This window comes from Rhodococcoides corynebacterioides (genome assembly GCF_019834675.1).
Lineage (GTDB): Bacteria > Actinomycetota > Actinomycetes > Mycobacteriales > Mycobacteriaceae > Rhodococcoides > Rhodococcoides corynebacterioides_A.
In genome coordinates this window covers 112,837-126,885 of the sequence record NZ_JABUBU010000006.1, presented here as the reverse complement: position 1 = coordinate 126,885, position 14,049 = coordinate 112,837, and the positions used below count along the sequence as shown (strand labels likewise).

Annotated in this window: 14 protein-coding genes and 1 pseudogene; 13 read left to right on the top strand and 2 right to left on the bottom strand. The window is 69.2% G+C overall.

Going from position 1 to position 14,049, the window contains the following annotated elements; translation table 11 throughout:
- The first annotated feature begins 14 nt into the window (after window positions 1–14).
- The 3 genes and pseudogenes from HQ603_RS10065 to HQ603_RS10055 form a co-directional block, all read left to right on the top strand.
- The gene (locus tag HQ603_RS10065) at window positions 15–2,432 is read left to right on the top strand and encodes a DUF6049 family protein (protein WP_222684415.1); all 2,418 of its coding nucleotides are present in this window, start codon (window positions 15–17) and stop codon (window positions 2,430–2,432) included.
- A gap of 7 nt (window positions 2,433–2,439) precedes the next feature.
- A complete protein-coding gene (murJ, locus tag HQ603_RS10060) occupies window positions 2,440–6,240 on the top strand; it encodes a murein biosynthesis integral membrane protein MurJ (RefSeq protein WP_222684401.1) in 3,801 nt (1,266 codons plus the stop codon).
- A gap of 91 nt (window positions 6,241–6,331) precedes the next feature.
- Window positions 6,332–6,589: pseudogene (locus HQ603_RS10055) on the top strand (sigma factor); the annotation flags it as partial.
- Window positions 6,590–6,609: 20 nt separating this feature from the next.
- Here the strand turns inward: HQ603_RS10055 and HQ603_RS10050 are convergent.
- Window positions 6,610–7,776, bottom strand: a complete 1,167-nt coding sequence (locus tag HQ603_RS10050; RefSeq protein WP_222684400.1) for a tyrosine-type recombinase/integrase — start codon at window positions 7,774–7,776, stop codon at window positions 6,610–6,612.
- Window positions 7,776–8,207: a helix-turn-helix domain-containing protein gene (locus HQ603_RS10045; RefSeq protein ID WP_308126449.1), complete on the bottom strand. Its 432-nt coding sequence runs from the start codon at window positions 8,205–8,207 to the stop codon at window positions 7,776–7,778. The genes HQ603_RS10050 and HQ603_RS10045 overlap by 1 nt, the downstream gene beginning before the upstream one ends.
- A gap of 128 nt (window positions 8,208–8,335) precedes the next feature.
- Here HQ603_RS10045 and HQ603_RS10040 point away from each other — a divergent pair, with 128 nt between their 5' ends.
- The 10 genes from HQ603_RS10040 to HQ603_RS09995 all read left to right on the top strand — a co-directional run bounded on the left by HQ603_RS10040 (window position 8,336) and on the right by HQ603_RS09995 (window position 14,020).
- A complete protein-coding gene (locus HQ603_RS10040) occupies window positions 8,336–8,548 on the top strand; it encodes a helix-turn-helix transcriptional regulator (protein ID WP_222684398.1) in 213 nt (70 codons plus the stop codon).
- On the top strand, window positions 8,548–8,691 hold the full coding sequence (locus tag HQ603_RS10035; protein ID WP_222684397.1) for a hypothetical protein: 144 nt from the start codon (window positions 8,548–8,550) through the stop codon (window positions 8,689–8,691). The genes HQ603_RS10040 and HQ603_RS10035 overlap by 1 nt, the downstream gene beginning before the upstream one ends.
- Window positions 8,688–9,203: a hypothetical protein gene (locus tag HQ603_RS10030; protein WP_222684396.1), complete on the top strand. Its 516-nt coding sequence runs from the start codon at window positions 8,688–8,690 to the stop codon at window positions 9,201–9,203. Before HQ603_RS10035 ends, HQ603_RS10030 begins: the two co-directional genes overlap by 4 nt.
- An 8-nt stretch (window positions 9,204–9,211) precedes the next feature.
- Window positions 9,212–9,892 carry a hypothetical protein gene (locus HQ603_RS10025; protein ID WP_222684395.1) on the top strand — a complete coding sequence of 227 codons (681 nt, stop codon included), beginning with the start codon at window positions 9,212–9,214 and terminating at the stop codon, window positions 9,890–9,892.
- Between the two features lie 2 nt (window positions 9,893–9,894).
- On the top strand, window positions 9,895–10,161 hold the full coding sequence (locus tag HQ603_RS10020) for a hypothetical protein (RefSeq protein ID WP_222684394.1): 267 nt from the start codon (window positions 9,895–9,897) through the stop codon (window positions 10,159–10,161).
- Window positions 10,162–10,527: 366 nt separating this feature from the next.
- A complete protein-coding gene (locus HQ603_RS10015; RefSeq protein WP_222684393.1) occupies window positions 10,528–11,250 on the top strand; it encodes a bifunctional DNA primase/polymerase in 723 nt (240 codons plus the stop codon).
- Window positions 11,247–13,046 (top strand): hypothetical protein, encoded by a 1,800-nt coding sequence (locus tag HQ603_RS10010; RefSeq protein WP_222684392.1) that lies wholly within the window; start codon window positions 11,247–11,249, stop codon window positions 13,044–13,046. The genes HQ603_RS10015 and HQ603_RS10010 overlap by 4 nt, the downstream gene beginning before the upstream one ends.
- Window positions 13,043–13,324, top strand: coding sequence for a hypothetical protein (locus HQ603_RS10005; protein ID WP_222684391.1), 282 nt, complete (start codon window positions 13,043–13,045; stop codon window positions 13,322–13,324). The genes HQ603_RS10010 and HQ603_RS10005 overlap by 4 nt, the downstream gene beginning before the upstream one ends.
- A complete protein-coding gene (locus HQ603_RS10000; protein WP_222684390.1) occupies window positions 13,321–13,617 on the top strand; it encodes a hypothetical protein in 297 nt (98 codons plus the stop codon). Before HQ603_RS10005 ends, HQ603_RS10000 begins: the two co-directional genes overlap by 4 nt.
- A complete protein-coding gene (locus tag HQ603_RS09995) occupies window positions 13,610–14,020 on the top strand; it encodes a hypothetical protein (protein WP_222684389.1) in 411 nt (136 codons plus the stop codon). The genes HQ603_RS10000 and HQ603_RS09995 overlap by 8 nt, the downstream gene beginning before the upstream one ends.
- Window positions 14,021–14,049 lie beyond the last annotated feature (29 nt).

Genomic DNA, 14,049 nt, shown 5'->3' with positions numbered 1-14,049 from the left:
TCCCGGCCCCGCTCCTGGCCCTCCTCCTGGCCCTCACCACCGTGCTGGTCACGGCCGGCCCCGCGGCCGCGCAACCGACCACGCCCCCCGACACCTCCGTCGACGGCACGTTCCTGCGCATCTCCGTCGACGAGGTCACCCCGACCACCGTCACCACCACCTCGCCGCCCGAGCTGACCGTCCGCGGCACCGTCGCCAACGTGGGCGACCGGCCCGTCTCCGACATCGGTGTCCGCCTGCAACGCGCGCCGGCCGTGCGGACGGAACCCGGACTGCGCACCTCCCTCGGCGACGATCAGGACGTCTACGACACCGTCGGGAACTTCGAGGCACTCGGCGACGGCGACCCCCTCGAGCGGGGACGGGAACTCCCCTTCGTGCTGTCCCTGCCGCTGCGCGCGGCGGACGGCACCCTCTCGCTCGGCATCGACCGGCCCGGCATCTACCCGATGCTGGTCAACGTCAACGGCACTCCCGATTACGGCCAGCAGGCCCGACTCGACGACGCCGCGTTCCTGCTGCCCGTCTCCGGCCTCCCGCGCGACCCCACGGTCGCCGACGTCCCGGCGCCGCCGGGTGCCGACGTCGGCCTCGCCCCGGGCGTGCCCCTGCCACCCGACACCGGGCGACCCGTCTCGACCACCGTGCTCTGGCCCCTGGCCGACCGGCCCCGGCTCGCCGCCGGTCTCCCGGGCACCGTGGACGAGAAGGTGCGGTTGGTGGACGACGACCTCGCGACGTCGTTGGCGTCCGGCGGGCGTCTGGACGGCCTGCTCACGGCCCTCGACTTCGCGCTCCAACCGTCGGTCGATCCCGACGGCGCCCTCGCCGCCTCGGTCTGCATCGCGGTCGATCCCGACCTTCTGGTGACGGTGTCCGCTATGACCCGCGGCTATCTCGTCGTGAACCCGGACGACCCGACGGGACCGGCACGGGACGGCGCGGGCACCGACGCCGCCGTCGCCTGGCTGGACCGCCTCCGCGCCCTGGTCGCGGGCCGCTGCGTCACCGCCGTGCCCTTCGCGCGAACCGATCTCTCCGCGGTGACCGCGACCGGCGACGCGGCGCTGATCGGCGCGGCGCTCGCCTCGCCGCCCGACGTGGTCGACTCCGTGCTGGGGGTCTCGTCACGGCGCGACATCGTGTGGCCCGCCGCCGGCAGCGTCGACACCGCGGCCGCCGACGCCGTCGCGGCCGTTCCCGCCGCCACCTCGGGTGGCACCGACTCCGGTCGCACCCTGCTTCTCGCACGATCCGCGGTGGAGACGGTCGACGGCACCACGTCGCCGGACACGGTGACCCTCGCCGGCACGTCCGGTCCGCAGCGCGCCGCGTTGCTCGACGACGAGGTGAGTTCCGCCCTGGCCGGGGTGGGTGCGGAGCCCGTGATCCCGTCGTTCACCCCCGCCGCCCAACGGATCGACCCGACCGACGACTCGCGGACGGCGCGGCTGCAGAACGCGCTCGGCGCGCTGCAGTACGAGGCCCTCCTGCCTTCGGGCACACCCGGAGCGACACCGCGGGTCGACCGCGGTCCGCGCTCGCTCGTCGTGGCCCCGCCGCAGACCTGGACGCCCGACCGGGACGAGGCGTCCGCCGTGCTCGGGACCGTCGCCGGACTGCTGCGCAGCGGTCTCGCCCGTCCTCGCTCGCTGGGCGATCTGCTCGCCGTCCCGCCGGCCGCCGATCCGGCGACGCTCGCACCCCCGGACGCGGGCACCACCGGCGCGTCACCCGACGACCCCGTCGACACCGTCGACCCCGTCGACCCCGTCGACACCGCTCTGATCGACACCGCACGGGAGCAGGGCGGCCGCATCACCGCCCTGCAGTCCGCGCTGGTGGAGGACCCGCGGTCGCCGCTCACCCCCGGCCTCTACGCGGCGCCGCTGCGCGAGGACCTGCTCCGGTCCCTGTCCGTCGCCGGGCGCGGCGGTGCGGACGCGGCCGCCGTCGCCGGGGCCGCCCGCACCCGCGCCGCCGACGTCGTCGCCGGCGTCGACCGGGCGTACGGCTCCGTCACCATCCTGGCGCCGGGAGGCGTCTTCACTCTCGCCTCGGAGGCGAGCCCGCTGCTGCTGGTCGCCCGGAACGACCTGCCCATCGGCATCGCCGTGAACCTGACCGTCGACGCCCCGCAGGCCATGGAGGTCGAGGACATCGGCCCCCAGCAGCTGCCGCCACGCGGGAGCCGCTCGCTGCAGGTGCCGGCGCGGGTGAGCGACTCGCGCAAGATGATCGTCGAGTTCTCGCTCAGTACGAGCGACGGAGTGGAGCTGGGGCAACCGGCCGAGGTGACCGTTCGGTCCAATGCGTACGGTCGTGCCTTGGCCCTGATCACAGCCGGTGCCGCGATACTGCTGTTGTTGCTGGTGGGCCGACGGCTGTGGCACCGGTTCCGCGGGCAACCCGACCCCGCCGACGAACAGTGAGGACGCGATGAGCGGCACCACGTCCGCCGAGCCGAGCACCGAGCGATCGGGAGGCGGCTCGCGGTTGCTGTCCGCCACCGGCGCGATCGCGTTCGCGACGCTCTGCAGCCGGATCACCGGCTTCGTCAAGCAGCTGCTCCTGGTGACCGTTCTCGGCGTCACCGTCGCGAGCTCGTACACCGTCGCCAGCCTGATCCCCAACATGATCGCCGAGCTGGTCCTCGGTGCGGTGCTGACCGCGATCGTCGTGCCGGTCCTGGTCCGCGCGGAGACGGAGGACGAGGACGGCGGACGCGCGTTCGTCCGGCGGCTGTTCACCGCCGCGCTGACCATGCTGGTGGTCGCCGCGGTGCTGGCCACGGCCGCCGCGCCGCTGCTCACCCGCTATGTGTTCCTCTCGGACGACGGCCAGGTGAACACCGCGCTCACCACCGCCCTGTTGTTCCTCCTGCTGCCCGCCATTCTGTTCTACGGCCTGTCCGCCCTGTTCACGGCGATCCTCAACACCCGGCAGAACTTCAAGCCCGGAGCCTGGGCACCGGTGCTGAACAACCTGGTGGTGCTGACCGTCCTCGGCGTGTACCTGCTGGTGCCCGGCGAGATCTCGCTCGATCCGGTCCGCATCGGCGACCCGAAACTGCTGGTCCTCGGGCTCGGCATCACCCTGGGCGTGGTGGTCCAGGCGGCCAGCCTGATCCCGGCGCTGCGCCGCAACCGCATCGACCTCCGACCGCTGTGGGGGCTCGACGATCGGCTGCGGCGGTTCGGCGGCATGGCCGTCGCGATCGTGCTCTACGTCGTCATCAGTCAGATCGGCATGATCGTCGCCACCCGCATCTCCTCGCACGTCGATCCCGCCGGACCGCTCATCTACAACCAGGCCTGGATCCTGCTCCAGCTGCCCTACGGCGTTCTCGGCGTCACGGTGCTCACGGCGATCATGCCCCGTCTCAGCCGCAACGCCGCCGCGCGCGACGTACCCGCCGTCGTCGACGATCTCTCGGTCGCCACCCGCCTCACCATGCTCGCGCTGGTTCCGGTCATCGGCTTCCTCACCGTCGCCGGACCGCAGGTCGGCGAGGCGCTCTACGGCTACGGCAACTTCGGCGCCGCCGACGCCGCCCGCCTCGGCGAGGCCGTCAGCTGGTCCGCGTTCACCCTGGTGCCGTACTCGCTGGTGCTGATCCATCTCCGCGTCTTCTACGCGCGGGAACAGGCCTGGACGCCCACGTGGATCGTGCTCGGCATCACCGCCGTGAAGGTCGGGCTGTCCGCCCTGGCCCCGCTGATCGCGACGTCCGACCGATCCGTTGTGCTCCTCCTCGGCGCGGCCAACGGCCTCGGCTACGTGACCGGCGCGATCATCGGCTGGATGTTGCTGCGCCGCAGCCTCGGCGACCTCCGGTTGGACGGCGTCCGCCGCACGGTCGGCGTCACCCTCCTCGCCACGGGCGTCGGGATGGTGGCGGTGGTCCTCACCGACACCCTCCTCGGCCTCGACCGGCTGACCGGCCCGGCGGCCCTGGTGCGCGTGCTCTTCGGCGGTGCCGTGATGCTGGTGGTCACGGGCCTGTGCCTCGTGCAGGCGCGCATTCCGGAGATCGACGCCGTCCTCGCCGCCGTCCGACGGCGACTCGGGCGCGGCACGGCGCCGGTCGACGACGCGACCCCGATGATGTTCGCCGACACCGAGCTCATCCCCGCCGTCGGCAGTCCCGATCTGCCACCCGTCGGGCGCCCCACCGGCGCGTTCCGTCCGACGACCGGGGGCCCCCGGCTCCCGTACCCTGTGGGTCGTGAGGGCCCCGAGGCGGCCGTGGGGCGCGGCTCGGTACGCCGGGTGCACGACGTGCCCGCGGACGAGTCCCGCACCACGATTCTCCCGGTGGTCACCACCGGTTCCACCAGACGTGACGAAGGAGTGTCCGTGACCGACGACGAGGCGACTCGGGGGCAAGCGACTCGGGGCACCGACCCCGACCGGCCCGACACCGACGGTGGCGTGCGCACCGACCGACGGGACACCCCGACGGACACCTCGCCGGGCGAGTCCCCCGACACCACCGACACCAGCGAGACCGGCGACCGCGCCGAGAACGCGACGGCCACGACGGCTACGACGGCTACGACGTCGACCGACGCCACCGAGCCGGCCACAGGCACGAGCGACACCGCGCCGGACACCGCCACGCCCGACGACGCCCCGACCGCGTTGGACCCGGCCGCCACGGGCGTCGTGCCCGTCGGCTCGCCGCCGCTCCCCCCGGCCGTGCCGCCCGCCGGCGCCCCCCGCGGCCCGCTGCGCGGACCGAAGCTGGTCCCGGGCGCCTCGGTGGCCGGTGGCCGCTACCGCCTGCTCGCTCCGCACGGTGGAGCCCGCGGTCTGAAGTTCTGGCAGGCACACGACGTCAAGCTCGACCGCGAGGTCGCGCTGACCTTCGTCGACTCGGAGCAGCGCGCCGACGGCGGGGCCGACGACACCCGCGGCGACGGGCCGCAGGCCGTGCTGTCCCGCACGCTGCGGCTGGGCCGCATCTCGTCGCCCGGACTCGCTCGGGTTCTCGACGTGGTCCGGGGCAGCTCCGGCGGCATCGTCGTCGCCGAGTGGACGCGCGGACGGTCCCTGCGGGAGATGGCCGACACCACGCCGTCGCCGCTGGGCGCCGCGAACGCGATCAAGTCCCTCGCCGCGGCCGCCGAACAGGCGCACCGCAGTGGTGGCGCGCTGTCCATCGACCACCCCGACCGCGTGCGGATCAGCGTGAAGGGCGACGCCGTGCTGGCGTTCCCGGCGACGTTCGCCGACGCCGATCCCAGTTCCGACGTGCGCGGACTCGGCGCGATGCTCTACGCGCTGGTGACGGCGCGGTGGCCGCTCGGTGATCCGCGGCAGAGCGGGTCCGTCGGCGGTATGGCGCTGGCCGACCGCACGTCGTCGGGCGCCCCCGTCGATCCGCGCGAGATCCGCTCCGACATTCCGTTCGAGGTGTCCGCCGTCGCCGTCCGGGCCCTCGAGCAGAACAGCGGCATCCGCACGGCCGCCACCGTGCAACACATTCTCGGGCAGGCGGCCGTGGTCAACGAGAAGACCGACTACATCCCCGCCCTGCGTCTCGGTCAACGACCGCCGGGCGCCACCGGCCACGCCCTCGCCGATCCGGACGAGCCGGACGCCACCAAGTCCAACCGCACGCTGATCGTGCTGGCGGGCCTCGGCGTCCTCACCGTCCTGGTCCTCGGACTGGTCGGCTGGTGGCTCGCGAACCTGCTGGCCGGCGGTGGATCGGACGAGCCGCTCACCGAGCAGAACTTCGGCCTGACCACGTCGGCCACCGCGCCCGCCGACCCCGGCTCCGCGGCGCCCGCGCCGCCCACCCCGGTCACGGTGTCGTCGGTCGAGGTCTACTCGCCCCAGGGCACCGCGGACAGCCCCGCCACCGTCGACAACGTGCTCGACAACGATCCGGCGACCGTGTGGCAGACGGACTCGTACTTCAACCCGTTCCCCTCGCTCAAGAGCGGCGTCGGGGTGCTGGCCACGCTGGACGGCGACGTCACCCCGTCCTCGGTGACCATCGAGTCACCGTCGCCGGGCACGGTGGTGGAGATCCGCAGCGCGACGTCGGCGTCGCCGACGCTGGACGAGACCCAGGTGATCGGCCAGGCCACGCTGGGCAACGGACGCACCGACATCGCCGTCACGCCCGACGGCCCCACGCAGTACCTGCTGGTGTGGATCACCGACCTCAGCACCGAGGGCGGCCGGAACCAGAGCTCGATCGCGGACATCACCGTCACCGCGAGCTGACCGTCCGACCATCGCGTCGTGGGTGGTCACAAGCATGTCGTCGTACCGCCAGGACGGTTCGATCCTCGGCTAGTCTCCGCGCGTGCGACTCATGGGGGGAGTCGCCGGGGGTGACGCCACGGATGGCGAGCTGCTGGCGGCACACATCGCGGGGGACGACTCGGCGTTCGCCGTCCTGGTACGACGGCATCAGGACCATCTCTGGCTGACGGCGCGGCGGGCGAGCTACTCCGCCGAGGATGCCGCCGACGCGCTGCAGGACGCGTTGCTCAACGCGCATCGCACGGCGCACTCGTTCCGCGCCGACGCCGCGGTGCGCAGTTGGCTGCACCGGATCGTGGTCAACGCACGTTCGACCAGTTCAGCCTGCTAATTGCCCCGAATCGTCCGCAGTCCGTCCGCAGGAGATTGCAGAGCCTCTGAGAACGCCCGCTCGGCCGCGGCACGGGTGCGGTCCTCCCCGCTCGGGAACAGGTGGCTGTATGTGTCGAGGGTGATCGACGCCGATGAGTGCCCCATCGCCCGCTGCACCATCACTACGTCGCAGCCGGCGGCGATCAGGCTCGATGCGAAGTAGTGGCGAAGCGAGTGCAGTTTGGTTGCAACGCCGGCCGCCGCGCGCGCCTTCCGCCAGCGCCCGAAGACCATGTTGCCGTTCAAGGGGTTCGCGCCGAGTCCGGGAAAGAGCCACCGCGAAGGGTCGTCGCCCGGAGTGTGCACTCGGAGGTGTTCCGACAGAATTTCGAGGAGGCCGGCCGACACAGGCACGTTTCGTTCCGACCCGTACTTCGGTGCGCGCACCTCGACGACACCGCTCGAGATGCCGATTGCTTGTCGGTTGACTGACACTCGCTTGCGGAGGAAGTCGATGTCCTGTGGTTGCAGTGCTGCCGCTTCGCTTCGGCGTAGTCCCGCGAAGGCGCAAACGGCGACGTAGGCAGCAAAAGATGGCTCGGCTGCAGTCACCAGCCGGCCGACCGCTGCAGGGTCCGGAATCTCCATCGCCATCTCGGCACGACGCACCCGGGGTAGCGGTACACCGTCGATGGGGTCGTCGATCATGCGCTTGTCTCGCCGCGCTGCCTTGAGCACCGTCTTGACGTTGTTGACACGCTGGTGGACGGTCCGTGGGGCCAGGGGCCGCTCGACCAGCTCTTTCACCCACGCCTCGATGTGACTACGTCGAAGGTCCGTGAGGGCGATGTCGGCGAACGGGACTTCCACAGCACCGGCGTCCATCGCTCGCCGGGTGTGATGCACCCAGTTCTGAAGCGACGACCACTCGCTGTAGAACTCCCGGTAGGTCATTCGTCCGCGGCGTGGGTCGACGTACGTTCCCTGCACCTGGGTCGAGATGATCGAGTCGAGCCAAGCTTGGGCTTCGACCTTGCGAGCGAAGCCCTTCGCAACTTCTCTGCCGTTGTCGTCGACGTACCGCGCCCGCCACCGCTTACCGACACCGTTGGCCGCAGAGGGTGTCCCGTCGGACTTTCGCCACCGGTCTTCGACGCCGGCACGCCGATTACGCCGCTGCATCAGAACGGAGCCCGGAGCCGGTCGATCAGATCTACCTCGGCCGGCTTGAGCCGGAATCGCAGGTTCGGAGTCGCTTCCAAGATCGAGTTCACTTCCCTCAAGCTTTGCGCGATGCGCTCCTCTGCTGAGTCCCTCTGTTGACTGGCGGTCTTCAATCGGTCCACCGCGGAGCGGAGGGCGAAGTAGGTGAGCGCGTCTTCCGACGGCGCAAGCAATGCCGTGCTGTCGATCTCGAAAACTGTTGCGAGAGCCGCGATCTCATCCACCGTAGTGGGCCGCTTACCGGATTCCATCCGCGTGATCGTCGTCGGGTCCATGCGGTCCTTCCCCATCGCTGCAGCGAGTCGGCTAGCCAGCTCCGCTTGAGAGATTCCTGCGAGCTCACGGTATGTCGCGACGTTCGCGCCAACGGTCTGTCGGACCGCTTGCACGGGGTCGCGCTCGACATCATCCTGCACAGGAAGCAGTGTGCCACTGCTGGACAAGCAGCACCAACAGGATTAACGTTTGCTGCGTGCAGTGCAGTTGGTTACTGCACCTGAAGCAGGAAGGACAGCAGATGACCAATACCGACTTCACGGCTTCGGCGGCCGAATCTGACGAGCTCTGGCAGGCGAGGCAGTGCGAGGAAGCTACGGGCGTACCTGCGGGCACGTGGCGCTACTGGGCAAGTACGGGCCAGGGGCCGCGGAATTTCAAGCTGGGCCGGCGGCGCGTCTGGCGCAAGAGCGTCATCTTGGCCTGGATCGCAGAGCGGGAGGCCGCAGCCTGATGCATCACGCATCGATCGGCACGCCGGCCGACGCCCGGTCCACCAACAGCAAACGCTGTAGCAACTTCTTCGAGACGAAGAAAACCCCCGACGCCGGCCAGGGCGTCGAGGGCAACCAGATCCCCTGCAAGGAGTACCTGTGAGCGCCAATTTACCACCGACGTCCAGCCTCAGACGAGCGACCGACCTGCGGCAGCACCTCAGCGAGATCTGCGGCCTTGATGCTGCTCTCGACGACTGCATCACCGCACTCACAGAGCACGACCAGGACATCGCGGACCTCGGAGAAGAGGTTGCGGACCGGCCCGCCACCGACCTCGGGCTCGTCGTCGACTCCGTCCTGACGAAGACGCTCTGCCGCATGGCGAACGCCGCCGACACCGACGACACACCCCCGCTCCCCGTCTTTGCGGGATCACCGCCTCCCATCTTCGACCGGAACGTGGTCGACGCGGCCTCGCGTTGCTGGGAACACGAGCTCCCCGCGGGGGTGTCCGTCGTGGTGATCGACCAGTGGTCACCCGAAGCCGGCTTCCAGCGACTCGACCCCGAGATCGTGCTCGACGGCGCGTACTCGGTCTTCACAGCAGCCGAGGCGTTCGAGCTGTCCTCCGCCCTCACCACGGCCGGCGCCATTCTCGGTGGCGCGCGATGACTAACTCGATGAACACCATCGCACCCGCACGGATTCGGTCCTACGCGGAGATGGACGAGATCCTGGAAGACAACCTCGGCCGCACCCTCGAACGCGGGCCCGCGGCGAAGCGAGTGTTCGACATCGCCCGAGCGAAGTACGGCACGACGGCTGAGCAGCACGCAGCAATCATCACGGCAGCTCAGCGTGAGTTCGCCGAGCGCCGCGAGTTCACCGCGACGGAACGCGACATCAACAGGTTCGCAGACGAACCCAAGCCAAGTCTGACCGTCGGCGCGGGCGCGCCGATGTGGCCCCTGGAGGGTAAGCGCCGCCCGCACTGGGCAGAACGCGGCGACGACGAACCCATACGTGAAGGCCGCAAGGTCACCTCACTCCGATCGATGTCCTGGGGATCCGCGTACGTCTCGGTGCCCGCTGCGCACTACAGCGCCCGCGTCAACTACGACGGAGGGCTCACCGGCGCCGATCTGCGTGTGTTCCTGCGGCAGGGCGTTCTCGAGGTCGAGCCGATGGTATGCATTTCACGTATGGGCTACAGCCCCGATGGAAAGTGGCTGCCCGACAACATGAGGCACGAGATGACTACCGCCGAGGCGGTGCTTCTCGCTCGTGCGCTCCTGTTGTACGTCGACCTCGCCACGGGTGTACCGGAGCAGTCGACCGCCGACACCGAGGGTGGTGAGTGAGCATGGCGTTCAGCCTGATGGAGGATTTCGCGACAGATCCCGTACGGGTGGCGAGCAACCGCGCTGGCACCGAACTCACTATTTCCTGGTCGGCCACGCATGTGCGTCTGTCTGTTCAGGAAGCCGTGGACCTGCTCGACGCAGTCGCCACCGTCCTCGCCGAGAAGAACAGCCTGCCGGCGCCGACAACCTCGACGACCTGCAGCAACCTGCACCGCGACGAGAACGCCGTCCGGGTCGCCGCGGAAGTTCGAGAGGCCCTGCAGTGACAGGCCTTGAGATAGCGCTCGTGTCCGTGCTTCTGGTCGAGAACTTGCTCGTGCTCGTCCTCGGCGGACTGGCCCACCACAGCGACACCCTCTGACTCGCACCCGCGCCGGCGGGGTTCACACGAGCCCCGCCGGCGCCCCCGAAAGGACCCGATTCATGGTTGATCCGAAGGACTCGGACGATCAATTCGACGACAAGGTCATCGACCCGGCTGACCGCCTCCTCGCCGCCGCCCTCCGTGGTGGCACGTACCGTCTCGCCTCCCGTTGCCACGCCTGCGGAGCGTGGCTCGTCGACCCCGTCTCCGTACGCCGCCACCTCGGACCTCGATGCGCAGCACGCGTCGGCAACCGGAAGGCCGCGTCGTGATCCCACAGGAGACCATCGCGATGCTGGACCGAGGGTTCGCTATCGGACCGTTGCAGGGGAAGCGGGCATTTCTGCCTGGCGGCTTCCACAGCTTCACCACGGACCGCGACGCCATTGCCGCTCAGGCGCGTCGATACCGAGACTGCAACTGGGGTGGCACCTGCGAGGGGGTTCTGCAGCTCGATGAGGATGTCCGCAACGGCGGTGATCTCGACGCCCTGAAGATCGGCGTCCGCACCCTCACCGTCCGAACCGGCACCGGCGGCAGGCACATGTATTTCGCCTACGCCGGGGCCGTCCGGGGCAAGGTCGCAGGCGTCCCCGGCATCGACATCAAGTCTTGGAGAACCGGCTACGTCGTGATGCCCGGTTCGCGGCATCCGGACACCGGCGAGCTGTACAAGATCGAGGTCGACGCCGACATCGCACCCCTGCCAGAGAAGCTGCTCCCGCTTGTGGCCGCACCCCGATATGAACCGCGGCCGACGGTTGCCAGCCCCGAGCGTCGCTCGAACGGTCTCGTCGACAAGGTGGCCGGTGCCACGGGGGGTGGCCGGAACGCAATTACTTTCTGGGCCTTCTGTCGCGCTTTCGAGCGCGGCGGGGAGCAGTCTCTCCTCGTCGCCATTCGCAGCGCAGCCCTCGGTACCGGGTTGCCTGAGCGTGAGGTGGAGACCTGCCTGCGGTCGGCCCGACGCACGGTTGGGAGCGCAGCGTGACCGACGACGAATTCTTCACCGCCACCGACCAGCTCCGCACCATCCGAGACTGGGCACACGCGAGATACGCCGCCGCCTGGGCCGTGTTCGGCGCGGTTCTCCTCCGAGTTGCCGCGACCACCGGTCCCGACGTCCAGCTTCCCGGTGTGATCGGTGGGCGCGCGTCGCTGAACCTGCTTGCGGCGTTCGTAGCACCCTCCGGTGGCGGCAAGGGGATTAGCGACAAGGTCGCCCGCCTCGCGTGGCCAGTCCCGATCATCGAGCGCCCCATCGGCTCTGGGGAAGGTATCGCCGCGACGTTCGTCCCACCTAAGAAGGAGGGCGTCGAACCGGTTACCAGGGCGATCATCTCCGTCCCCGAGGTGGACACCCTTGCCGGCATTGCCTCGAGACAGGGGTCGATCCTCCTCGCGCAGCTCAAGTCTGCGGCCATGGGCGAACAGCTCGGGCAGTCCAACAGCTCGGAAGCGACAACGCGCATCGTCCCGGCACACACGTACCGGCTGTGCCTGTCCGTCGGCGCGCAGCCCACGCACACCGGGGTGCTTTTCGACGACACCACCGGCGGCACCCCACAGCGGTTTTTGTGGTTCCCGACGACCGACCCGAACATGCCCGCCGACGTCCGACCCGACCCTGACCCTCTCGACACTCGCCTACCGATGTGGGGACCCGACCAGCACGGTGTCGTCGAGGTCGTCTACGGGCCGCAGGAGATCCCGCGGACCATCATCGACGCGCACATCGCCCGCCAGCGCGGCCAAGACGACGCCCTCGACGGCCACGCGATGCTCACCCGCTGCAAGGTCGCCTCGACGCTCGCGATCCTGCATCACCGCATTGTCGTCTCGGACTTGGACTGGGAGCTGTCCGGCGCCGTGATGAAACTGTCGAACCGCACCCGCGAGTGGGTCGTCGGCGAGAGCAAAAAGGCAGCACGGGCGAAGGTGCGAGAGAGGGCGATCAGCCGCGCCGTAGGCGAGGAGTTCATCGACGACCGACGCGGCGAGGTAGTCCGCCGACGAGTGCTAACGGTGCTCGGCTCCGGACCGTGCTCTCGATCGGACGCCCGGCGTCAGATGGGCAAAAAGGAGTACAGGGAGATCTTCGATTCAGTGGTTCCGGCGCTGATCGCGGACGGTCTGATCGTTGCTCGGTCCACCGACCGAGGGGAGCGCCTCGAGATCTCGGATGAGTTCACCGGTGAACCGGAGTTCACCCCACAAAACACCAGGTCAGATGGGGAGAACCATAGTTCACCGGTGAACTCGAACGAGAGCAATCATGCCATGCCTGACACCTCATCGACCGCTTCCCCACGCACTCTGCACGCGGTGTCCGATACCCCTACGGCACCCCGGCCAGGTACTGCCCGCGAGTGGGTCGACAGCCGCGCATCCGAGCTTCTCGCGAAGGGCATCGACACCGTCGAGTCCACCGACATTTACAGCGCCGGCACCGAAGCCGGGTACCAGATCGACGCGCTCCGCCAGGCGGTCAGGAAGTCGCCCCTGATCTCCGTCTCCGCGCGCCGCGGTTCGGTCACCGTGTGGACGCTCGGTACAGGCAGCGGCAACACCATCGTCACCTGTGAGAGCTGGTTGTCCGGGTGGCTCCGCGACCAGGAGCACCCCTGGGTGAAAGCAGCGGACGCCTACGCCGCTGGGCTCGAAGCCGGGTACGGCCGCGACGCGGTGAAAAGCGCTGCGCAGACGCTCGGCGTTCGCAAGCGTGGACAGTCCATCTCCACAGAGTGGGCCACCGCGCTCGCCGACAGCGGAAGGGACGTGTCGTGACCGCGTGGGGTGATCTTGCAGAAGCTCTGATGGCGGCTCCCGATCTACCAGAGGCTGCCTGCCGGGGACGGCACGAGCTGTTCGACGGGTACGAGCCCTCATCCGGCGAGACCCTCGACGACGTCGACTATCGCCACACCGCTGCGGTAGCCCTCTGCCGGAAGTGCCCCGAACTGCTCCCCTGCCGGGCCTACTCCAACGAAGCATTCCCGTATCCACTCACGCACGTGGTCGCCGCCCGACGACCGCAGTACCGCATTCGAAAAGAGGCATCATGAGCCACGATTACTCCAAAGTCTTCACCCGTGAGCTGTTCGATCTCATCGACGCAGGCGATCTCCGTCGAGCGTTCGCGGCGATCACGCACGCTGGCCGGCAGGACATCGCCGCCGTCATCTCGATCATCGACGAGGCGCACGAGCTGAATCGTGTGGGCGAAATGACGTTGGCCAGCGCGTACGCGGTGTTCGGCATTGTCAATGGCGAGGTGGACACCGAAGAGTTCGCGGAGAAGATGCAGGAAATCGTTGCGATCGCCGCGTCGGCGGAATACGGGGCGCCGAATGACTGAAGCCGGCCCTGATATACAGCGTTTCGGTAACGCGATCCTGTTGCAGGGAGCTGCGTTGCGCACCGTGCAGTTCTACTTCTTCATCGGCGTGAACAAGAAGAAGGTCGAACATCGGCAAGACCCGACGGCGTACGTGCACCGCATTCTCGAAGAATTGAACGAGGCGACACGGCAGGAACAGCGAGAACGACATAGCGACGTCGCCATTCGTACCATTCCGGAAGCATCACTAATTGACAGCAGTGAGGCCGCGGAAATACTCGGTTACACCCGCCGTCACGTTCAGCGGATCGCACGATCACTGGACGGGCAACGCACCGGATCTGGGGCCGGTGCGTGGCAGTTCGACCGCGACGTTGTGGTGGCCTATCGCCGGTTGTGCGAGGGGGGCGCCGCAGCCTGATCCCCCGGAGGTCCGGTGGCCGTTAGTTA